Origin of the sequence: Klebsiella sp. C349492 (genome assembly GCF_042055345.1) — a bacterium.
GTDB classification, from domain to species: Bacteria; Pseudomonadota; Gammaproteobacteria; order Enterobacterales; family Enterobacteriaceae; genus Klebsiella; species Klebsiella scottii.
Genome location: NZ_JANQCE010000005.1, coordinates 43171 through 62428 on the forward strand (window position 1 = coordinate 43171; position 19258 = coordinate 62428).

General features: G+C 56.3%; 20 protein-coding genes, 1 tRNA gene and 2 pseudogenes. 4 read left to right on the forward strand and 19 right to left on the reverse strand.

All coding sequences use genetic code 11. The features are described 5' to 3' along the window. The 5 genes from NWP14_RS17970 to NWP14_RS17990 form a co-directional block, all read right to left on the reverse strand. Positions 1–2079: an ABC transporter permease gene (locus NWP14_RS17970; RefSeq protein WP_375215763.1), complete on the reverse strand. Its 2079-nt coding sequence runs from the start codon at positions 2077–2079 to the stop codon at positions 1–3. Between the two features lie 60 nt (positions 2080–2139). Further along, on the reverse strand, positions 2140–3171 hold the full coding sequence (locus NWP14_RS17975) for an ABC transporter substrate-binding protein (protein ID WP_095099139.1): 1032 nt from the start codon (positions 3169–3171) through the stop codon (positions 2140–2142). Positions 3172–3182: 11 nt separating this feature from the next. After that, positions 3183–4484, reverse strand: a complete 1302-nt coding sequence (gene uhpC / locus NWP14_RS17980; protein WP_375215764.1) for an MFS transporter family glucose-6-phosphate receptor UhpC — start codon at positions 4482–4484, stop codon at positions 3183–3185. Positions 4485–4569: 85 nt separating this feature from the next. Continuing rightward, positions 4570–6111, reverse strand: coding sequence for an MASE1 domain-containing protein (locus NWP14_RS17985; RefSeq protein ID WP_375215765.1), 1542 nt, complete (start codon positions 6109–6111; stop codon positions 4570–4572). Beyond that, a complete protein-coding gene (locus NWP14_RS17990; RefSeq protein ID WP_375215766.1) occupies positions 6111–6740 on the reverse strand; it encodes a response regulator in 630 nt (209 codons plus the stop codon). Before NWP14_RS17990 ends, NWP14_RS17985 begins: the two co-directional genes overlap by 1 nt. Before the next feature lie 204 nt (positions 6741–6944). Here NWP14_RS17990 and NWP14_RS17995 point away from each other — a divergent pair, with 204 nt between their 5' ends. After that, positions 6945–7514 (forward strand): cytochrome b, encoded by a 570-nt coding sequence (locus NWP14_RS17995; RefSeq protein WP_375215767.1) that lies wholly within the window; start codon positions 6945–6947, stop codon positions 7512–7514. A gap of 36 nt (positions 7515–7550) precedes the next feature. On the opposite strand, the gene NWP14_RS18000 is transcribed toward NWP14_RS17995, so the two are convergent. Next, positions 7551–8129: a YceI family protein gene (locus NWP14_RS18000; protein WP_375215768.1), complete on the reverse strand. Its 579-nt coding sequence runs from the start codon at positions 8127–8129 to the stop codon at positions 7551–7553. 172 nt (positions 8130–8301) lie between these two features. Here NWP14_RS18000 and NWP14_RS18005 point away from each other — a divergent pair, with 172 nt between their 5' ends. Continuing rightward, positions 8302–8721 (forward strand): GNAT family N-acetyltransferase, encoded by a 420-nt coding sequence (locus tag NWP14_RS18005; protein WP_331834822.1) that lies wholly within the window; start codon positions 8302–8304, stop codon positions 8719–8721. A gap of 266 nt (positions 8722–8987) precedes the next feature. Here the strand turns inward: NWP14_RS18005 and NWP14_RS18010 are convergent, their stop codons facing one another. The 8 genes from NWP14_RS18010 to NWP14_RS18045 form a co-directional block, all read right to left on the reverse strand. Further along, entirely contained in the window at positions 8988–9785 is a 798-nt protein-coding gene (locus tag NWP14_RS18010; protein ID WP_375215769.1) for a transporter substrate-binding domain-containing protein, read from the reverse strand. Between the two features lie 42 nt (positions 9786–9827). After that, positions 9828–10553: an amino acid ABC transporter ATP-binding protein gene (locus tag NWP14_RS18015; protein ID WP_095099159.1), complete on the reverse strand. Its 726-nt coding sequence runs from the start codon at positions 10551–10553 to the stop codon at positions 9828–9830. 10 nt (positions 10554–10563) lie between these two features. Further along, positions 10564–11256, reverse strand: coding sequence for an amino acid ABC transporter permease (locus NWP14_RS18020; protein ID WP_095099162.1), 693 nt, complete (start codon positions 11254–11256; stop codon positions 10564–10566). Between the two features lie 12 nt (positions 11257–11268). Beyond that, positions 11269–11946 carry an amino acid ABC transporter permease gene (locus tag NWP14_RS18025; RefSeq protein WP_095099165.1) on the reverse strand — a complete coding sequence of 226 codons (678 nt, stop codon included), beginning with the start codon at positions 11944–11946 and terminating at the stop codon, positions 11269–11271. 14 nt (positions 11947–11960) lie between these two features. Continuing rightward, positions 11961–12869 (reverse strand): NAD(P)-dependent oxidoreductase, encoded by a 909-nt coding sequence (locus NWP14_RS18030; protein WP_375215770.1) that lies wholly within the window; start codon positions 12867–12869, stop codon positions 11961–11963. 21 nt (positions 12870–12890) lie between these two features. Next, positions 12891–13337, reverse strand: coding sequence for a ribose 5-phosphate isomerase B (gene rpiB / locus NWP14_RS18035; RefSeq protein WP_095099174.1), 447 nt, complete (start codon positions 13335–13337; stop codon positions 12891–12893). 14 nt (positions 13338–13351) lie between these two features. Next, the gene (locus NWP14_RS18040; protein WP_331834824.1) at positions 13352–14104 is read right to left on the reverse strand and encodes a FadR/GntR family transcriptional regulator; all 753 of its coding nucleotides are present in this window, start codon (positions 14102–14104) and stop codon (positions 13352–13354) included. 406 nt (positions 14105–14510) lie between these two features. Continuing rightward, positions 14511–15290: a helix-turn-helix transcriptional regulator gene (locus NWP14_RS18045; RefSeq protein ID WP_375215771.1), complete on the reverse strand. Its 780-nt coding sequence runs from the start codon at positions 15288–15290 to the stop codon at positions 14511–14513. Positions 15291–15304: 14 nt separating this feature from the next. On the opposite strand from NWP14_RS18045, the gene NWP14_RS18050 reads away from it, so the two are divergent. Continuing rightward, positions 15305–15703, forward strand: coding sequence for a glyoxalase/bleomycin resistance/extradiol dioxygenase family protein (locus NWP14_RS18050; RefSeq protein ID WP_095099178.1), 399 nt, complete (start codon positions 15305–15307; stop codon positions 15701–15703). 100 nt (positions 15704–15803) lie between these two features. On the opposite strand, the gene NWP14_RS18055 is transcribed toward NWP14_RS18050, so the two are convergent. Then, positions 15804–16679 (reverse strand): GyrI-like domain-containing protein, encoded by an 876-nt coding sequence (locus tag NWP14_RS18055; protein WP_375215772.1) that lies wholly within the window; start codon positions 16677–16679, stop codon positions 15804–15806. A 365-nt stretch (positions 16680–17044) separates the two neighbouring features. Between NWP14_RS18055 and NWP14_RS18060 the strand changes: the two genes are divergently transcribed. After that, on the forward strand, positions 17045–17365 hold the full coding sequence (locus tag NWP14_RS18060) for a tyrosine-type recombinase/integrase (RefSeq protein WP_375215773.1): 321 nt from the start codon (positions 17045–17047) through the stop codon (positions 17363–17365). Here NWP14_RS18060 and NWP14_RS18065 read toward each other — a convergent pair. The 4 genes and pseudogenes from NWP14_RS18065 to NWP14_RS18080 all read right to left on the reverse strand — a co-directional run bounded on the left by NWP14_RS18065 (position 17331) and on the right by NWP14_RS18080 (position 19211). After that, positions 17331–17822, reverse strand: a pseudogene (locus NWP14_RS18065) (Hcp family type VI secretion system effector). The gene NWP14_RS18060 and the pseudogene NWP14_RS18065 sit on opposite strands and share 35 nt — an antisense overlap. A 1-nt stretch (position 17823) precedes the next feature. Next, positions 17824–18093 carry a hypothetical protein gene (locus tag NWP14_RS18070; protein WP_375215774.1) on the reverse strand — a complete coding sequence of 90 codons (270 nt, stop codon included), beginning with the start codon at positions 18091–18093 and terminating at the stop codon, positions 17824–17826. Further along, positions 18071–18593: pseudogene (locus NWP14_RS18075) on the reverse strand (DUF2778 domain-containing protein). The gene NWP14_RS18070 and the pseudogene NWP14_RS18075 overlap by 23 nt, the downstream one beginning before the upstream one ends. Positions 18594–19137: 544 nt before the next feature. After that, positions 19138–19211: transfer RNA gene (locus NWP14_RS18080), tRNA-Gly, on the reverse strand. Positions 19212–19258 lie beyond the last annotated feature (47 nt).

A 19258-nucleotide genomic window follows, 5' to 3' on the forward strand; every position in this document is an offset into this window, starting at 1 on the left:
TTACGCCTGATTTTTGGCTTTTGAGCGGGAGATTCGCGCCTCGCCGATCAGCCAGTCAAAGAGGAAAATAATCGCCAGCATCACGACTATCAGAATGGAGCCGTAGGCGATCGCCACGCCGTATTCGCCGTCTTCTACCCGGTTGAGAATGTAGGCCGTTGCCACCCGGGTATCCGGCGTGACGAGGAAAACAATCGCGCTGACGGTGGTAATGGCGCGCACGAAGCTGTAGATCAGCGCCGACAAAATAGCCGGGCGCAGCAGCGGCAGCAGGATATGGGTAATGGTGCGTAGGCTCCCGGCGCGCAGGCTCAACGAGGCCTCATCCAGCGATTTATCGATCTGGCCCAGGCCGGCAATGCCCGCACGAATGCCGACCGGCACGTTGCGCATCACCATCGACATAATCACAATCGCCGCCGTACCGGTGAGGTAAACCGGCGCGCTGTTGAAGGCCAGGATGTACGACACCCCCGCCACGGTGCCGGGAACCGCGAAGCACAGCATGGTGGTAAATTCGATGGTCTTTTTGCCCCTGAACTGCTGGCGCACGACGACCCAGGCGATCAGCAGGCCAAAACCGGCGGTGATCGGCGCCGCAATCCCGGCATACAGCAGGGTATCAAGCAGCGAAGGCCACGCGCCGTCGCTCATTCCCTGGCCAAACAGCTTAATAAAGTTATCCAGCGTCAGGGTATAGTCCACGCCCCAGTTGACGGTGAAGCTGCCGTAGAAAATGCTGCCGTAGAGCAGCGCGTTGAAGGCAATCCAGATCGCCAGCAGGGCCACCACGCCCCGCACCAGCATCGCCGGCAGCGGCTGCACGTCGCCGCGGTAGGACTTGCCGGAAACGGTCACGTAGGAGCGCTTGCCAATCCACATATACTGCACGCAGAACACCAGCAGCGAGAACAGCAGCAGGAACGCGCCGAGGGTGCTGGCGGCCTGATAGTCCAGCTGCGAGCCGGTAATGTAGAAGTAGATCTGCGTCGCCAGCACGTCGAAGTTGCCGCCCAGCACCAGCGGGTTGCTGAAGTCGGCCAGCGACTGCACGATAACAATCAGGAAGGCGTTCGCCAGCGCCGGTTTGAGCAGCGGGACGAATACGCCGTTAAAGGTTTGCCAGCGGCTGGCGCGCAGGGTATACGACGCCTCCTCCAGCGAGGGGTGGATGGTCTTAATGGCGCCGTCGAGGATCATAAACGCCATCGGGGTAAAGGCCAGCACCTGCGCCAGCCAGATGCCGGTAAAACCGTACAGCCAGTTGGTGTTGGTCAGCCCAAACCAGGTCACCATAAATTCGGTCACGTAGCCGGATCGCCCCATCATCAGCGTAACGCCAAGCCCCACCACGAACGGCGGAGTGACGATCGGCAGAATCGAGAAGATGCGCCCGATAATGGCGCTGCGCTTCGCGATGCGGGTGGTGTAAATCGCCAGCACCAGACCGAAGAAGGTACAGCCGATCCCGACGGCAATCGACAGCAGGATCGAGTTGATAATGACCTGTACGATATGCGCCTGGGAGAGGACGCTGAGGAACGCCAGCGGCGCGAACTCCCCGGCCGCATTGGTGAACATCGGGATAAAAATGGCGATGCTCGGCCAGACGATAAAAATGCCGATCAGCGCGATGATGGTAATCAGCGAGCCAATCACAAAGCGGTCGCCGCCCAGCCATTCGAGGCGCGTCAGCGCCAGGGTCATGATCGCGCCCAGCGCCACGAACAGCACGATGGCGGCGTAGCCTAAACCCCGGCCCTCTACGCTGGCGCTGATGACGATAAAGGCCATGCACAGCAGCGCCCAGCCGGCGTCAAAATAGTGGCGGGCCCGCTGCTCGCGGCGCGCTTCGCTCAGCGGGCGGACCAGCAGCAGGCTCGGGAGCAGATACCATAGCCAGCTAACGTTGACCTGCGACCAGCCGTAGGCGGCGAGGATCTCATCGCGCGTCGACTCCAGCAGGCCGTAATCCAGGCTCCAGCCCGGCAGCAGGGCAAACGCCAGCCAGCCGAGTAAAACCCACAGGAATACCGCATCCCGTTTTTTCGCGGGATGAAGAGCTAATGTGTGTGACATAAGTTTTCCGGGTGTTGTTGGCCCGACGCGGACGCCGGGCGATAACCACTTGTCGCGGGCTTATTGACCCATCTTCACGTCGGCGACCCATTTGTTAATGAGCGCTTTGCGGACTTCCGTTGAGCCGTACTTATCCATGTCATAGCTGATAAGCTTGAGGTCATCGAGCTTCAGCGAGTTTGGCGAGGTTTCCGCCGTGGTGTTGGTGAGGATTTGATAAGATTTGCCCTTCTTCCACGCCAGCTCCTGGGCATCCTTCGACAGCACCCAGTCAACGAACAGCTTCGCGTTCTCCGCGTTGCGCGCGCCCTTCAGAATGCTGACGCCGCCAATCTCGTAGCCGGTTCCCTCGCACGGGGAGATCAGCTCCAGCGGCGCGCCCTGCTCTTTTTCCAGCGAGTAGTCGTGAAGGAAGCCGATGCCGATCGCCGTTTCGCCGCGCGCGGCGTTACGCGCCGGGGCGATGCCGGATTTGGTGTACTGGGAAACGTTGGCGTTGAGCTGTTTCAGATAATCAAACGCCTGGTCTTCACCCCACAGCTGAACGAAGGTCGCCAGCGCGGTGTAGGCGGTGCCCGAGCTCTGCGGATCGGCAATCTGGATCTCGCCTTTGTATTCCGCTTTGGTCAGATCTTTCCAGCATTTTGGCACCGGCAGATTCTTCTCTTTCAGCCGCTGCGTGTTGACGCCGAAGCCGAGGATCCCGACGTAAACCGCCGAGGAGAGGTTGCCTTTCACCTTCGCCGGATCGCGGAATTTCTCCATGATCTGCGCCAGATTTGGCGACGGGTAGGCCTGCAGGAGCCCCATTTCACCGGCCTGCGACTGCGGGTCCAGCGTTCCGCCGTACCAGACGTCGGCCTGCGGGTTTTTCTTCTCCGCATCCACCTTCGCCAGGGTACTGCCGGAGCCGTTGCGGATAAATGAGGTTTTAACATCGTACTTTTCGCCGAACGCTTTGGTTTCGACTTCGCACATTTCGTTGGTGGCGCTGCAGTAGACCACCAGGCGGCCTTTAGCCTGCGCCGCGCCGGTAAGGGCGGCGAGCGCGAGCCCGGAAGCAATGAGGGTAGAGAGAAGCGTTATTTTCATTATTCAGCCCTTCAGGATGTTGTGTGATTGCGAGAAACGGTGACGCCCGCCATCAGCAGGGGCATCAGTAATAAACCCATCAATACGGCGGCCAGCGAGAGCAAGCTGAACATCCCCGACCAGCCGTAGCGTTCGATAACCTGCGACAGCGGCCACCCGGCCAGCGCGGCCCCCAGATAGGCAAATACGCCGAGAAAACCGCTGATCGACCCCGCCGCCTGCTTGTGCCCGCACTCAACGGCGGCAAGACCAATGAGCATCTGCGGACCAAAGACAAAAAAACCGACGCTAAAAAAGCACATCGCCAGCAGCGCGTAGTGGTGCACCGGCGCCAGCCACAGCGCGGCGACCGAGACCATTAACCCCAGCGTGAACAGCAGGAGCATCGGCGCGCGCTGGCCGCTGAACAGCAAATCAGAACCCCAGCCGGCAAACAGCGCGCCGAGCAGGCCGCCGGCCTCGAACAGCATGACCGTGGCGTTGGCGCTCAGCAGGTTGACGCCGTGGCTCTCCGCCAGCCAGATGTTGCCCCAGTCGTTAAGCGCGATGCGGATCAGATACACCAGCACGTATGAGGCGCCCAGCAGCCAGATCATCGGGTTCTGCAGCATGGTGGTGCGCAGCATCTGCCACAGCCCCATCGGCGGACTTTGCAGCTCCTGGCGCAGCTCCAGCGGATCGTTGCGCCATTCGCCCACCGTCGGCAGCCCCTCCTCCTGCGGCGTGCCCCGCAGCTGCGTGGTCAGCCAGATGCCGAGCACGATGCTGATGATCCCCGGCGCCAGCATCGCCGCCCGCCAGCCGAAAAAGTGGGCGGCTAAGGCGCAAACCAGCGGCACGATCGCCCCGCCGATATTGATGGAGGTGTTCCAGCATCCCCACCAAAAGCCGCGTTCGTTGCGCGAATACCAGTGGGTTAACAGCCGGGCGCAGGGCGGCCATCCCCATCCCTGGAAAAAGCCGTTTAGCGTCCAGATAAACAGCAGCACCGGCAGGGAGTGGCTAAACACGAACAGCACGTTCAGGACTCCGGTCGCCAGCAGGCCAATCCCCATAAACGCCCGCTGCCCGTGGCCGTCATGCCACAATCCGGCGGCAAATTTCGACAGGCCGTAGCTCAGATAGAACAGCGAGCCGATCAGCCCGATGTCGCTTTTGCTCAGCCCCATGTCCAGCTGCAAAACCGGCAGCACGTAGTTGATGCTTTTACGCGTCAGGTAGAACGCGGCGTAGCCAATCACCATGCACAGCAGCAGCCTCGGGCGCTGGGTTCGGTAGCGTTGAGCGATCTGTGCAGCAGACAGTGAGGGCATGGCGTTCTCCGTTTAAGCTGACGATATAAAAGCGCGGGGCAAAATGGATGAGAGAAAGTCCGGTGCGGCTAAGACTTTTTCCTGGTTAACGAAGTGTTTGTGACGAAAATGTGGGCAGGTTAACAATTACGCGCGTGCCGCCGCGTGATTCCAGGGTCAGCTCCCCGCCGAGGGCGTGGACGCGCTCGCGAATGCCCTGCATGCCAAAGCCCGGCGTATTCTGCGGTCCGAGGCCGCTGCCGTTGTCCCGCACCTCGAGGTACAGGCCGTCGCCCTGCTGGCAAAGCAGGATCGCCACCTCACTGGCGCCGGCGTGCTTGCTGACGTTATTGAGCAGCTCCTGCAGCAGGCGATAGAGGGTAAAGACCAGGGTTTCGTTGGCCGGCGGGGCCGCCAGCCGGTAGTCAAAGCGGCAGTTAATCCCGCGCTCGGCAAAGGCGAACTCCTTCACCAGATGGTGCAGCGCCTCCCTGAGCGACAGCTCGTCCAGCGCCGGGGGGCGCAGCTGGCGCAGCAGCTGGCGGGTGGAGTGGTGAATGCGCTGGGCCAGCTCGCCGATCTGTCCGGCGGCCTCAATCGCCAGGGCGGTGCCGCCGGCCCGTTTGACCAGCTGCGACTGGATCTGAATGGCGGTGATGTTCTGCCCGATTTCATCATGCAGCTCGCGGGCGAGATGCTTGCGGGTATCCTCCTCCGTGTGGATCAGCTTCTCCGTCAGCTCGCGCCGGGTCTGCAGCTCCTGCTCCAGCCGGCGGCGATAGCGATCGAGATTGAGCGCCAGATGCTGCTGGCGGCTGATGGCGATGCCAAGGCCGATCCCCAGCAGCGACTGGGTGGCGAGGAAAATTTCAAGCTCCAGCAGGTCCGTAAATCCGCCGCCCACCTGGCGCGCGATGGCGATCATCATGCTGCCGAGCAGACCGGACAGCACGCCGCCCTGCCAGCCAAACTTCCACGCCATCACCACGTTAGGCAAAAACACCACGATCAGCAGCAGCCGCTCCAGCGCCGGGGAGAGCACCATCTGGGTGCCGATGCCGATGATAAAAAACAGGCTACACCAGATAATCAGCGAGGCGCGCAGCGGCGGGTTGCTGGTATCCAGCCCCAGCAGCTGATAGCGATGCTGCTGGCGCAAAAACTCGAACATCAGATAGACAAACGGCGCCAGCAGCACGCCGCCGGTAAACGAGGCCAGCCCGAGCAGCGTCGCGGGGCTCTGCAAAAAGGCGATCAGGGCCAGGGTCTGGAGCAGCGCGTTGGCGCTGACCGCCGCAATCAGCAGCGACAGCCGCTGCCAGTAGAGCGGAAAGCGGTACCAGAAACGCTGCGCCATATACGCCGACAGCATGCCCACCAGCGGGACGATCGCAATCGTGTAGCCGGTCAGCAGCTGCTCGCTTCGCAGCCAGACGATCGCCGCCAGCGGCGGCAGGACAACCGCCGGCCAAAAGCGGCGCGGCAGCAGGATCAGCAGCGCCAGATAGACGCCCTGCGGCAGGAACAGCACCGCCTGCTGGCCGTTGTGGGTCAAATAAAAGCTGAGCGTCCACAGCATCAGCCAGGCGCTTCCCCAGGCCAGGGTGATAAACAGCGTCAGGATCAGATGACGGGACGCGCGTTTCATCAATGGCCCGTCAGCAGCTGATTATCGAGAGCGAAATGCACCAGCTCAATGGTGCTGCCGCACTGCAGCTTACCCAGCACGTTAGCCCGGTGCACGTGGACGGTTTTATGGCTCAGCGCCAGGCTGAAGGCGATCGCCTTAACGCTCTCCCCTTTCACCAGCAGCTCGAAGATCTCCCGCTCGCGCGGGGTCAGGACGTCGAGCGCTTTTGGCGATGATTCGCCGCCGCGCAGCGCTTTGAGCGCATCAACGCACAGATAGTGGCCGCCCATCCCCACCGAACGTACCGCCTGCACCAGCTCCTCCGGGCCGCAGCGTTTGGTAAGATAACCGCTCGCCCCGGCATCGATGGCGCTCTGCACAAAAGCCGGGGTGTCATAGATGCTGAGAATAATGGCGCGAAATCCGGGGTGCTGCTGGCGCAGGCGTTTGAGCAGGCTCAGGCCGTTCTCGTCCGGCATGGCGACGTCGAGCACCGCAACGTCAATTTCGCTGCGCATCAGCGCGGACCACGCCTCGGCGGCGCTGCTGTACTGTCCCGCCACGATAAGATCGTCTTCCAGATTTAATAGCTGGGCAAAACCGGATCGAACGACCACATGGTCATCCACCAGGGCGACTTTGATCATGATGAAATACTCTTGCCGGAAGGTCGTTTTATGATGCCTGTTACCGCGGCGCAGGCAATGCCGCAGCCGCCGTTATGTAATGCATGTAACAAAATTGCAATAAACCGCTCCGTACAGAAGATCGCCCGATAGAAAAATTTTCCGAATAGATGTTCCCCCTGCCGCGTTTACCCATCACCAACACCGCTGATGGAGTCCCTTGTTATGACAGAACTATCCCCCACCGCGCAGCGCCAGCGCTATGACGGCTTGACGCTGACGCTGCACTGGCTGACCGCCGCCTGCGTCATCTTTCTCTTTTCCAGCGCCCACATCTGGGCGTGGCTGGAACGCGGCACGCCGTTGCGAAAAGAGCTGCAGGCCCTGCATATCTCATGCGGCATCGTGCTGGCGCTGACGATCGTCGTGCGCCTGCTGTGGCGTATTATCAGCCAGCGCTCCCCGCGCTACGCCCTGCCGCCGACCCGGGATTCGCGCCCGATAAAGCTTGCCGCGCACGCCGTCCACGGGACGCTGTACCTGTTGCTGTTCGCCCAGGCCGCGCTGGGCTTTCTGTTTCGCTGGGCTCAGCAGGAGCCGTTCCGCTTTTTTGGCGGGCTCGATCTCTCCGGCTGGGTAAGCATCGATCCCGCGCTCAGGCATAGCCTGGGGGAGTGGCACAACAACGTGGCGTGGGCGCTGATTATTCTCGCCTGCGCCCACGCCCTGGCGGCGCTGGCCCACCACTACCTGTTTCGCGATAACGTGCTGTCCCGCATGCTGCCCGGTCGTTAATCCCTGCCCTCCCGCGCGAATAGCGCGCGGGGGAGTTTAGGCCCGATGCCGGACTTTAGCCTCGATGGCGATATCAATGGTGACGGTATCCCCCCCCAGCGCCGCCATGCTGGCCATATTAAAAGCCGCACGTGAGATGGCGGTCGTCGCATGCAGCGATAGCCCCTCCCGGCCGGCAGGCGTGCCCGTCGGCTCCTGGAGGGTCGCCTCGAGAATGACCGGGCGCAGAATATTTTTTACGCCGAGGTAGCCAAAGACCCGAAAGCGTCCGCCCCCCAGCGCCACCACGCGGCTGCTGGTAAAGCGGATCGCCGGATAGCGATCGGCATCGAAAAAGAGACGGCCCTTCATTTGCCAGGTCAGCAGGTTATTGGAGGCCGCGAGGGTGGCGACCGGGATGGAGACGCTCAGACGATCGTCCATGTCATTGTCCATATCCAGCGTCAGCTCCCCCGTTACGCCGGCAAGATGCGCCTGCGAGGTGCCGCCGAAAGCGTGCCATGAAAGCCCGATAGCGGTGTCGGGGGTGCTGATGCCGTAGCTAACCGGCATCGCGTACAGCGGCGCCGGGCCGAGCAAGAGCCCGAAGGCCATAGCGGAAACAGTGCGCGTCATAGTGGGTTATCCTCAGTGTCGATAGCCGGTAAACGCGCCTGGATCCGTTTTTATTCATTTCTATTTTTGCCGGCGGATCGGTAATGAGCCGGTTTGCCGGCGACGCGCGTAGCGGTTGAGCGAATGAGTTGTTGATGGTAAACAGGGGAACGCTTAATACGGAGATCAATACATGTCAGCAGCATACGCTTTTGTGGAAACCGTTCCCCCGGCAGACGATTTTTGTCGCCTGCGCGTCATCTCCGGTTTAACGCCCCGCCCTCTTGAGGCGGCTAAACGCGCGCTGCCCCGCAGCTGCCACGGCGTATACGTGGAGTATTCCGGGCTGATTGTCGGCATGGGACGCATCGTTGGCGACGGCGCGCTTAACTTCGAGATCGTCGATGTTGCCGTCGATCCGGCGCATCAGGGAAAGGGGCTGGGGCGAAAAATCATGGAGCATCTGATGGCCTGGCTTGAGCTGCATGCGCCGGCGGGCGCCTACGTCAGCCTGGTCGCCGACGTTCCCGAGCTGTATAAAAAATTTGGCTTTCAGCTGGTGCGCCCGGGGAGCGAAGGCATGGCGCTGGTGTGGGGATCGCACAGGGGTTGAAGGTATGCATCGATTTCCTGATGGACTATTTTCAGCAAGATCCTCCCGTTGGCGAAGCGCTGTGGAGGAAAATCACCGCTGAGGATGGGGAGAACCGGCTGGTTTAACCAGGGGCAGGCAGGCGCGCTATCGGGGCCGGTAAGCGGCCCTTACCTCCCCGGGTTGCAGCCTGGAGCCGTTAGCTTCGTCGGCAAGTCCCCCTCCTCCACCCGGGTTAGCTAAATGGATGCGCTGCCTGCAATTACCCTGTGACAAGGGGCGATAAACTATTTACGGTTTATTATTTCCGCCGGGATAGCTTCGCCGTGGTATTTTTCGTAAATGGCGTTTAGTTTTCCATTTTTAAGATTGGTGACAATCCATTCATTTAATTTTTCTTTCAACTCCGGTTCACCTTTTTTAACTCCGATGGCTAAATCAAATACCGTTAGGGTTAATTTGGGCTCAAAGCTTAATTTAGGATTCTGTTTTTTAATCTGGTTAACCAGCGTGGCGGAAGTGGCGACCGCATATGCCTGACCGCTAACGGCGGCGGTGACTAAGGTTGCATCATCATCATAGCGTTGAATGCTATAGCCCTTTTTCATCGCATCCTGACTCAGCATTGAGTCCTGAGTGGTGCCGCGCGTAACGGTAATTGCATGCCCTTTTAAATCGGCCCAGTCACTGACTTTGGTGGCGGCAGGTGCCGCAATAACAGAGCGCAAGCCTGCATAAGCACGAGTAAAATCAATCACATGCGCACGCTGTGGCGTGACGGACAGGGTTGAAATGACGATATCTGCCTTACCGGTTTGCAGGTTCGGAATACGCGTCGGTCCGGTTGTTTCAATAAACTTCAGCTTTAAGCCCCAATCCTTCGCCAGCAGTTCAGCGGTTTCGACATCGGAGCCGACCGGCTTCATCGAGGCGTCCAGCATGCCTGAAGGCGGCAGTGACATATCGGTGGCGACACGCAGTTCGCCGCGTTGTTGAATGTCTTCCAGCGCGTTTGCCGAGGCCGGCTGGGCGATAAGTGCTGTTACCATGCTGGCGAGTAGGGCAATCGATTTTGCGTATTTCATTATTATTCTCCTGATGAGGATGGGTACAGGGTATCGGGTGAATTACAGATCGTTGGCAATAAACTCCTTTAAGGCCTCGGTTTCCGGCGCTTGCAAAATGGCGGCGCTGCCGCTTTCATGCACTTTTCCCTGATGCATGAAGATCACTTTATCGGCGACTTTGCGTGCAAAATTCATTTCATGCGTCACCATGATCATCGTCATGCCGCTCCCAGCCAGCCGCTCAATAACGCGCAGCACTTCGCCGGTTAATTTAGGATCCAGCGCCGAAGTGACCTCATCAAAAAGCATCACTTTTGGTTTCATCGCCAGAGAGCGGGCGATAGCGGCACGCTGCTGCTGCCCGCCGGAGAGTTGCTCAGGATAGCTGTCCACTTTATCCGCGAGCCCGACCTGTTCCAGAACAGAGAGCGCTAGCCTTCTGGCTTCTGCTTTCGGCATTTTTTTCACCGCGACCGGACCAAGCGTAACGTTCTGCTCAATGGTGAGATGGGGAAACAGGTTGTAGCTCTGAAATACAATGCCAACGTCCTGGCGTAACTTACGCAAATCGACTTTGGGATCCTCCACTTTATAGCCACACACTTCGATACTGCCGCCATTGATGGTTTCCAACCGATCAATACAGCGGAGCGCAGTGCTTTTGCCCGAGCCGCTGGCACCAATCAGCGCCACGACCTGGCCCTGATTCACTGAAAACGAGACATCTTTCAGCACTGAATTATGACCAAAACTCTTCTGTACGTTGCTTAAGGTAATGATTGACATAACTTTATCCTTATCCTCGATTAACGCGCGCCGCAATGGCCTGCAGGCGCTTAGCCTGTTTCTGTGGTGCTCCGCGTTCCAGCCTGCGGCTTAATGCTGAAACCGGAAAACACAGGCAGAAGTAAATGACGGCAACGATCAGATAGATAATAAAGGGCTGGAAAATCGAGTTGTTGATGAGCTGGCCAGCACGCGCCAGCTCGACAAAACCCACCACCGACGCCAGCGAGGTGTTTTTGATTATCTGTACCGAGAATCCAACGGTAGGTGGCGTTGCCAGCTTGATTGCTTGCGGCATAATCACTTTGAACATGCGCTGAGTGCGCGACAGTGCCAGACATTCGGCCGCCTCCCACTGTGCGCGTGGAACCGCTTGTATGCAGCCGCGCCAGATCTCACCGAGATAGGCGCTGGCATAAATGGTAAGAGAGATACCTGCTGCCAGCAGAGGAGCTATCGAATAACCGAGTTGAGGTAAGCCGAAGTAGACCATAAACATGATGATCAGTAGCGGCGTACCCTGAATTAGCTGCACCCATGCGCTGACCAGAAGACGCAGCGGCTTCAAAGGCGCAATGCGTCCCAGCGCAATGAGGAACCCCACCAGACCGCCACCGCCAAAGGCCATTAGTGACAAAATCACCGTCCACAGCGTGCCATCAAGCAGAAACTGTAGATGGGCAAAGTTAAGAGGAATATTCATCTACGACTCTCCTTAAATCGACGTGCCAAGACGGCGGCGGCGAGGGAAAATCACCTGACCAAATAGCCAGAATATCACTCGCATCAACAGCGACAGCGCGATGTAAATACAGGCCACGATGAAGAACGTTTCAAAGGGGCGATAGGTTTCTGACTGGATAAAATTGGCCGTTGCCGTGAGCTCTTCCGCTGAAATTTGCGATGTCACCGATGATGCCAGCATCAGCAAAATAAACTGGCTGGTTAGCGAGGGGTAAACGCGCTCAATCGCCGGGCGCAGCGCCACATGCCAGTATTGCTGCCAGCGATTCAGCCCCAGCGTTTCGGCGGCTTCCCACTGGCCTTTGTGAATCGACTCGAAGCCGGCGCGCATAATCTCTGCCGTATACGCCCCGACATTAATGGTGAGTGCAATGACTGAAACCGTGAAAGCGCTGAATGAGAAGCCCAGACTGGAGAGACCAAAATAGACCAGGAAGATCTGCACCAGAAAAGGCGTATTGCGAATCGACTCGACATAAACGCCCGTCAGGCGCGCCAACCAAACCGAATCAGAACGACGCGCCGCTGCGCAAAGCGTGCCGATCAGAAAACCGGTTAACGTCGTCACCAAAGCCAGTTTGGCGGTGAGTAGCGCGCCACTCCACAGAAGCTGCCACTGCGCGAGAATTGCTGTGAAATCGAGCATCATAAGGTCAACCCCGGTTATTTTGTTACGCTGTTTTGCTGGCCGGTCAGGCGGTCGTAAACTTTAAAGAGCGCCTGATTGCCGTTGGCACCTTCGCCATAGGCCTGCGCGTTTTGATACTGTGAGGCGACCAGCGCGGTAGCGGGCAGTGGGACCGGATGCTTCTGAGCGGCCTCCAGCACAAGACGCAGATCCTTCATCATCAGGTCGATGCGAAATCCTGCGGAGACATCACCGTCAATCATGGCGCTCCCCAGCTTATCGAGCATCCAGGAGGCTGCCGAACCGCCCATCAGCACCTCGCGCATCTGAGGAAGATTGATATCCCAGGCGCGCGCCAGCGCTAACGCTTCACAAATCGCCTGAATATTGATGCCACAAATCAGCTGGTTACATAGTTTTACCGTCTGCCCCGCGCCGGATGCGCCAACGTGATTGAGCGTGGTGCCCATCGCGCGCAAATAAGGAGTAGCCTGAGCAAAGCCCTCGGCGGCGCCGCCCACCATGATCGTCAGATTGCCGTTTTTTGCGCCGACCGGGCCACCGGAAACCGGTGCATCCAGCATCGTGACGCCAATTGTTGCCAGAGATTCGCTTAGCTGACGCGTCGCGGCGGGTGCGATAGTGCTCATATCAACAAACAGTTTCCCGCGCGGCGGGTTGCTCAGCAGTCCGCCGGCACCGCGCACTATCTCTTCAACCTGCGGGGTGTCGGGCAGCATGGAGATGACGATATCGGCATCGCTGATAGCGCTGGAAAGATCGCTGACTACGTCCACGCCATACTGGCGGAGCGCATCACCTGCTGTTGTGACGACATCAAACGCGCGAACGGTAAAACCTGCCTGAGCCAGATTACGCGCCATCTCGCGGCCCATGACGCCAAGTCCAATAAACCCGACAATGCCGGAAGTGCTGTTACTCATCGTTATGCTCCAGGTTGATGGTTAGTTAAGTTGTTCCAGTTGAGCGAGCTTCGCGACGCGACGAACAAAGTCGTCGTCATGCACAAACTTCGCTTCGAGGAAAGCCATAATCAGATCGCGAGCGAGCCACGGCCCGACAATTTGCGCCCCCATACACATGACGTTGACATCGTCATGCTCTACCGACTGGTGCGCGGAGTGCACGTCGTGGCAGACCGCCGCGCGGATACCTTTTACTTTGTTAGCGGCGATAACCGCCCCGACGCCGGTGCCACATACCAGAATGCCGCGCCGATCTGCGCTGCTGCGCACCTTGCTGCATAACGCTAAGGCGATATCCGGAAAATCAACCGGTTCGGGGTCGTGGCTGCCGACATCGTCAATCTGATATCCGGCTTGATGCAGCCACTGTTTAAGCTCCTGCTTGAGGTGAAATCCTGCGTGGTCACTGCCAATCACAATCTGCATCTGCTGTTTTCCTTTTACGGAGTAGTGAAGGTCGATGAACTGCTGCTGGCCTTGAGGATGGTGGCGCGGCGGCGAAAATCTGAGCCAATCTCAAAGTGACGGCCAAGTAACTCATCGGCTTTATTCTCATCACGTTCGACGATGGCGGAAAAAATGGCGCGGTGATGGTTAATGAGGAATTCCTCAATCCCCTCGACCTGAATGATCTGCTCGCGGCGGTCAAGGTGTGAACGACGCATCAACATGCTGATGGACTGGTAAATATTGATAAGCGTGGGCGAACCGGATGCGGTGACGATGCTTTCATGAAACCTGAAATCCGCCAAGGCACCGAGTTCGGGGGTACGAATGGTTTCGATGATTTCACCGAGACAGGCGGCCAGGCGATCGTAGTCACTTTGTGTCGCGCGGCGACAGGCTAAACGAACGGCCTGACGCTCAATAGCGATTCGTGCCTGCATGACGTCATCTACCACGTTGGGCTGGTGGGCAAGAACGAAAGTAAAGAATTCGCCGAGAATTGAGACATCAGGTTTGGTTACCACGGTACCAATGCCGTGGCGGATCTCCACCGCCCCGACCATGGCGAGCGCCCGCAGCGCCTCGCGAAGTACGGGGCGACTCACGCCTAACTTTGCCGAAAGCTCACGCTCCGGCAGAAGGCTATCTCCGGCTTTCAGTTCGCCATTGAGTAGCTGATCCCGCAAAAACTTTACAACTCGGTCGTAGCCGCTGCCGGCTTCTGTCTTTTCGCGCCTGATTTCCATGTGATCTCACCAGTGGTCTGTAGTGGTAATACCAATGGTAGATGTGTTAGTGAAATATTAACGTGATGTTGATCGTTAATTGATCAGTTGTTTTTGTGATGTAAGCAACAATGAGTGGAGAAAGCTGGACGGAACAAGAAAATGCTTAGCCGCTGGCTGACAAAAGGTTGTGGTGAACTGAGCAACGGCGGGCAGATGGGAAATGGACAGGTAGCGGAGAGGCTGCTGGTAGCGTGCGTTAGGATTTAGCTGAACCGGGAAAAGGGCCCGCACAAAAAATGATAGCGGAGCCGTCGCCCGGACCTATCGGGGATGATGAGAGATATTTGCGAACGGAGATCGGCCTGATTTTTCCCAGGCGGCGAGTTAACCTTCTTGTCCTCGAATAGCCGAGGGTGCCTGTACATTACTCTGCATTGAGCTGTCTCATCTCATTATCCCGCCAGCGTTCCCAACGGTTCCTGAGCTCACTCCTGCTGGTGCCAATATCTTCATGCAATATCGTCACCTGGCGTATGCGCTCAGCCCGGAAGTGACGAAAGCCGCCGCGTAGCTCGCACCAGCTAATAAGGAGACAGCAGTTCTGGTCATAGCCCAACACCACCGGCCAAACGGTTCTTTGAGTGATGTCACCGGAGCTGGAGCAGTAATCCAGCAACAGCTTTTTGCCTTCCCGAATGGCGATGCGTATATTCCGCGTATCGGGTTTGAACCTGTCAGACTCATCCGGCTTTATCCCTACTGCCGAATAAGATAAACAACCGAGCAGCCGCGCGGGAACTACCGAGGCGATTTTTGCCAGCACGTCGCTGGCGTTATTCGCCAGAGTCGCATCCGGTAAGCGCCGCACCAGCTCTGCGCCAAGAAAGATGGCTTCCAGCTCCTCGGCCGTAAACATCAAAGGCGGCATGTCGTAATCTGCACTTAAAACATAGCCACAACCCGCCTCCCCCTCTACCGGAACCCTTTGCCCTGCGAGATCCGCAATATCCCGGTAAATGGTTCGCTTTGATACTTCAAGCTCTTCGGCCAATTTCGCCGCGGTGACCGGAAGCGTCGAACGCCTGAGTATCTGGAGAATCTGAAACAGCCTGTCTGCACGTCGCATTTTTTCATCCTGTTGCCACCACGCTGTCAGCATACCTGAGTGAAGATATTTTTCAGAGGCCGCGCTATTCGCCGCCATAATGGAGCTTCGCTATGAAATTCGTATCTGTCCGCCTGATTGCGCAAAACATCAAAGACGTTGTGCAGTTTTATGAATTAGTTACCCGCAGCAAGGCTGACTGGTTAGCCCCGGTTTTTGCGGAAATCGTCACGCCGGTAGCCGTTATCGCCATAGGTAGCGTTGAGACGGTAGCTCTGTTCAAAGAGGGCAGCGCCCAGCCCGCATTGAATCGCTCGGTAATTTTGGAGTTCAGGGTCGAAGATGTCGATGCCGAATTTAATCTTTTAAAAGAACAAGTTGAAGTGGTTCATCCCCCTAAAGATTTACCCTGGGGAAACAGGACGGCACAGTTTCGCGATCCCGAAGGCTCGTTGATTTCACTTTATACTCCGGTAACGGAAGCAGCGAAAACGCGCTTTAATCGGGGATAAGAGAGAGACGAACCGATAAGAAGCTCTCCCGGCCGAAAGAAAGATGGGAGAGCTGCTCGGGGGAAGTCTCACTCCTGCGGCGACGGTAAGCAGGATCGGCTTATTTCAGCGGCAAATAGATATCCGTGAGCAATTCATGTTCCGCCACCTCATGGACAAAGTTGTGGTAGTGAAAGAAGAGCGGGAAATCGCGCAGCTCTTCTCCGCTGCCGGGCAGCCAGTCGCGATACAGGGCCTGCGCCAGCCCGGTTAACGCATCGTGCGATCCCTGATGGCGCAGCACCGCGCATCGACCCGCGGGGATGTCGCTATTAACCACCCCGAAGCGATTGTCTTCGGCAATCGGTGAGGTTACCGTTCCGCAAATATGGAACGCAAATTCATCCGACGGCGTTGTAGCCGGATCGTCCGGAGCAAGACCGTACGTCTGGCTGCTGGCAACGGGCGAATAACCCGTGGTTTTTCGCCACTCAATAAAGCGGGCCGCAGTTTCGTTTATGAGCTCCGGCTGCCCATAATGAGTCAGCATGGCGACTGATGTCGCGGGAAAATTGACGATCTTGACCTGGCCTTGCATCGTTTGTCTCCTGGCTTTATAGGGTTCGGATATGCGCTTATGCCAATCGATCCAAGGAGGCTGCTGGCGAAATTGCGTCGGTGATAGACCGAACATTTGTCTGAAAGCGCGACTAAATGATTCAGAGTGCTGAAAACCGGCGTCGAACGCGATATCGGTGATTTTCTCTAACGGATTAAAAGCCAGCCGATAAGAGGCGCGTTTTAAGCGCATCATCTGGATGTAACGACCAGGGGGCATCCCACAATAGCTGCAAAACTGACGATGGAAATGAAATGGCGAGAAGTGAGCCACTTCGCTGAGTTTTTCCAGCAACAGCGCGTCGTCAAGATGGCGGTCAATATAATCGAAAACCTGATTAAAACGTCTGGCGTAACTATCGGTTTTGTTATCACACATGGCTTCCTCCGTGCCTCTTAATATGCGCAAAGGCGATTTGATTTGCCTGACCGATCTTGCGCAAAATAACAAAACGTCAAAAGAAACCAGTCGCAAGGTGCGGCGTTATCAATGATGGCGCCGGGATGCGTCAAAAATGGAGTATGCCGCTCCAGAACTGGCGGTTGGCAATGAGCCGTTTTATTATCGAGTTCGGTGACCGCCTGAGCGATCGCCTTTAATACGGTGGCAGTTACACAGAATTATTTACAGGGTCTGTGATGGCATAGCATTTCAAGGGCTTTCCTGGAGCTGCGTTTGTTTGTGCCGACACGGTTTTGAAAGCTATAAAGCGCTGAGGTAATAGCAGCCCTATTTATGGTGATTTGTGGGTATTCCTGAACCAGACAGCCGCGCGAGCTGGTGACGCACTCAAATTACGATATGCAGATTTTAATCATCTGGAAGGCAACATTCTGAACCTGAAGGAGCAAAAGACCGGGAAAACCCGTTCTATTATGCTGGCAGCGAGAGCGCTCGAACTAGTTGCACAGCGCCGCGCTGATAATCCAGGGCATGAATATCTCTTCGAAGTTGACAGCAACCGGGCCAAAGACAAACCGATCTGCCGCGTAACAGTCTCAGCAAAATTTAATTACCCCCCCTCTGAGGTTATGCGGTTGGTCGCTCGTTCCAGGCATCCGTGAACTGAATATTCCCGTCGTGAATCTTCCATGTGATTTTCTCGTACTGCAAGCTGACACTTTCAACGTGGTTCATTTTGTCATTAGCTGCAAGTTTGCAGTTAGGAACACCGCAGTTAACACCTGTGATTTTCACGTTTTCCATCAGCACAGAGTAATACGGTACTTCCTGCCCTGCGTCGTTGATGTGCTAGAAACGAATCTCCGCGCTTTTCAGTGTCTGACCAGTTGTAGCGGCCTTATAAAGATACGGAGTAGAGCTATCAACTTCCTTTTCAATCATCATTGATGAATGTTGACGGGTCCCGGTGATCTTACCGTTGGCATTGTCTACAGGTAAGTTGATTCAGTGGCTCAGTCCGATGATCTCAATGCTGCCGTCACGATCCTGAACGTCAACAGATCCCTTTATGTCTGCACCGCCATCGTCTTTAAGCCACATATACGGGGGAATTGGCATTTTATTTGCTCCTTATTTTTCTAAGTAACATCATTGTTAAACGGTAAAGAACAGTTGTTATAGAAAAAACAACGATTACAGATATATAAAAATAGAGATCATAAAAGTTGTCGGCTCCAACCTCTCCAGGCCCGTAAACTATATGCCCAATCTGGCTGGCTAGTTCATGGCTCATCCATGTTTCAGGATTTCCGAGTGTGCGACCAACAACCAAAGATAAAAGGATGTAAAATGCTACTTTGATAACTCTACGGGCAAGTGTTCGAGTCATTGGCTACCACCTCAACCCAACCACGAGCCATAAGAGAATGCATACAGGGAACCTGAATAGGGGATGTGTTTATTTAATAGCGCGTTTCGGATGGTGGCAAAATCTGAGCTATGAGCTATCGTTATGCAACCTTCAGAGACAGTGCCAGGGTGAAGCCGAAACAATCCACGGTGAACATTGTTTATCCAGGTACCATCATCAATGCCCCAATCATCCTTATACAAAGCAAACCATTCATCACGCCCAAACTCGGTTCCGTAGTACATCTTATTGAATAAGTCTTGCGCTTTAGCCTTCGCCCACGATCCTAAACCACCTGATCCACGTTCAACTATCCAGTATTTGCCAGGTGGAATCGGGCCATTATCGGGTACGGCTCCACAGCCACCCTTATTGCGATATATGCCTTTGCCAGAGTGGGCCATGAACACACCCACGCCGTACAGGTTGAAAGGTGCATAATCTGCCCCGTTCAGTATCAACTTTCCTTGTAGAGCCACAATAACCCTTTATTTAACATAGGTATTGATCGTTAATCGTACACCTACGCAATCGGATACGGGAAAGATATCTTCAAAGAAATTTCTGATTTTAGGCAATAGAAGCCATAAAGCCCCGTTAGTGGTAAGGAGACAAGTGGAGCGTAGCGACTTCATCAGATTGCCAGAGGGATCACGCCTTATCGGGTGCTCGTGTACCGTTAGGAGCGTGAGCGAAGCGTTGGCAGAGCCGGTTCTGTAGCTACCGGGGCGTTCCACTATTCACCTGTTTACGTGGCTCATAGAGCCACACATCGGGCTTAAATGCATGTAATCAATCTGCTTCGGGAATTGTGCCAGGCCAGGTATACGGCTTTTTGTTCGTTGTTGTGCTATCGCGGTAAGAACCCGGAACCACCGCCAGCGTGGTGGTATGCTCCCCATATACCACAGACCAATCACGCGACAGGTGCGGGCGTAGTTCAACGGGTAGTTAAAGTTGTACCTGTAAAGCAGGGCAACGTAACTAACTGAATAATCTAACTTGTTGATGATTCAGGAGATCTGGAGCGGGCGAAGGGAATCGAACCCTCGTATAGAGCTTGGGAAGCTCTCGTTCTACCATTGAACTACGCCCGCAAAGAGGTGCGAGGGTCATTATAGACCTTACGCACCGTCTGACAAGA

Coding starts and splice junctions, on each gene's coding strand:
- NWP14_RS17990 (WP_375215766.1), bottom strand. CDS start 6,740: ATGATCAAAGTCGCCCTGGTGGATGACCATGTGGTCGTTCGATCCGGT.
- NWP14_RS18030 (WP_375215770.1), bottom strand. CDS start 12,869: ATGAGTAACAGCACTTCCGGCATTGTCGGGTTTATTGGACTTGGCGTC.
- NWP14_RS17975 (WP_095099139.1), bottom strand. CDS start 3,171: ATGAAAATAACGCTTCTCTCTACCCTCATTGCTTCCGGGCTCGCGCTC.
- NWP14_RS17995 (WP_375215767.1), top strand. CDS start 6,945: ATGACAGAACTATCCCCCACCGCGCAGCGCCAGCGCTATGACGGCTTG.
- uhpC (WP_375215764.1), bottom strand. CDS start 4,484: ATGCCCTCACTGTCTGCTGCACAGATCGCTCAACGCTACCGAACCCAG.
- NWP14_RS18040 (WP_331834824.1), bottom strand. CDS start 14,104: ATGGAAATCAGGCGCGAAAAGACAGAAGCCGGCAGCGGCTACGACCGA.
- NWP14_RS18015 (WP_095099159.1), bottom strand. CDS start 10,553: ATGTCAATCATTACCTTAAGCAACGTACAGAAGAGTTTTGGTCATAAT.
- NWP14_RS18025 (WP_095099165.1), bottom strand. CDS start 11,946: ATGATGCTCGATTTCACAGCAATTCTCGCGCAGTGGCAGCTTCTGTGG.
- NWP14_RS18000 (WP_375215768.1), bottom strand. CDS start 8,129: ATGACGCGCACTGTTTCCGCTATGGCCTTCGGGCTCTTGCTCGGCCCG.
- NWP14_RS18050 (WP_095099178.1), top strand. CDS start 15,305: ATGAAATTCGTATCTGTCCGCCTGATTGCGCAAAACATCAAAGACGTT.
- NWP14_RS17970 (WP_375215763.1), bottom strand. CDS start 2,079: ATGTCACACACATTAGCTCTTCATCCCGCGAAAAAACGGGATGCGGTA.
- NWP14_RS18010 (WP_375215769.1), bottom strand. CDS start 9,785: ATGAAATACGCAAAATCGATTGCCCTACTCGCCAGCATGGTAACAGCA.
- NWP14_RS18005 (WP_331834822.1), top strand. CDS start 8,302: ATGTCAGCAGCATACGCTTTTGTGGAAACCGTTCCCCCGGCAGACGAT.
- NWP14_RS17985 (WP_375215765.1), bottom strand. CDS start 6,111: ATGAAACGCGCGTCCCGTCATCTGATCCTGACGCTGTTTATCACCCTG.
- NWP14_RS18045 (WP_375215771.1), bottom strand. CDS start 15,290: ATGGCGGCGAATAGCGCGGCCTCTGAAAAATATCTTCACTCAGGTATG.
- NWP14_RS18020 (WP_095099162.1), bottom strand. CDS start 11,256: ATGAATATTCCTCTTAACTTTGCCCATCTACAGTTTCTGCTTGATGGC.
- NWP14_RS18055 (WP_375215772.1), bottom strand. CDS start 16,679: ATGTGTGATAACAAAACCGATAGTTACGCCAGACGTTTTAATCAGGTT.
- rpiB (WP_095099174.1), bottom strand. CDS start 13,337: ATGCAGATTGTGATTGGCAGTGACCACGCAGGATTTCACCTCAAGCAG.
- NWP14_RS18070 (WP_375215774.1), bottom strand. CDS start 18,093: ATGACTCGAACACTTGCCCGTAGAGTTATCAAAGTAGCATTTTACATC.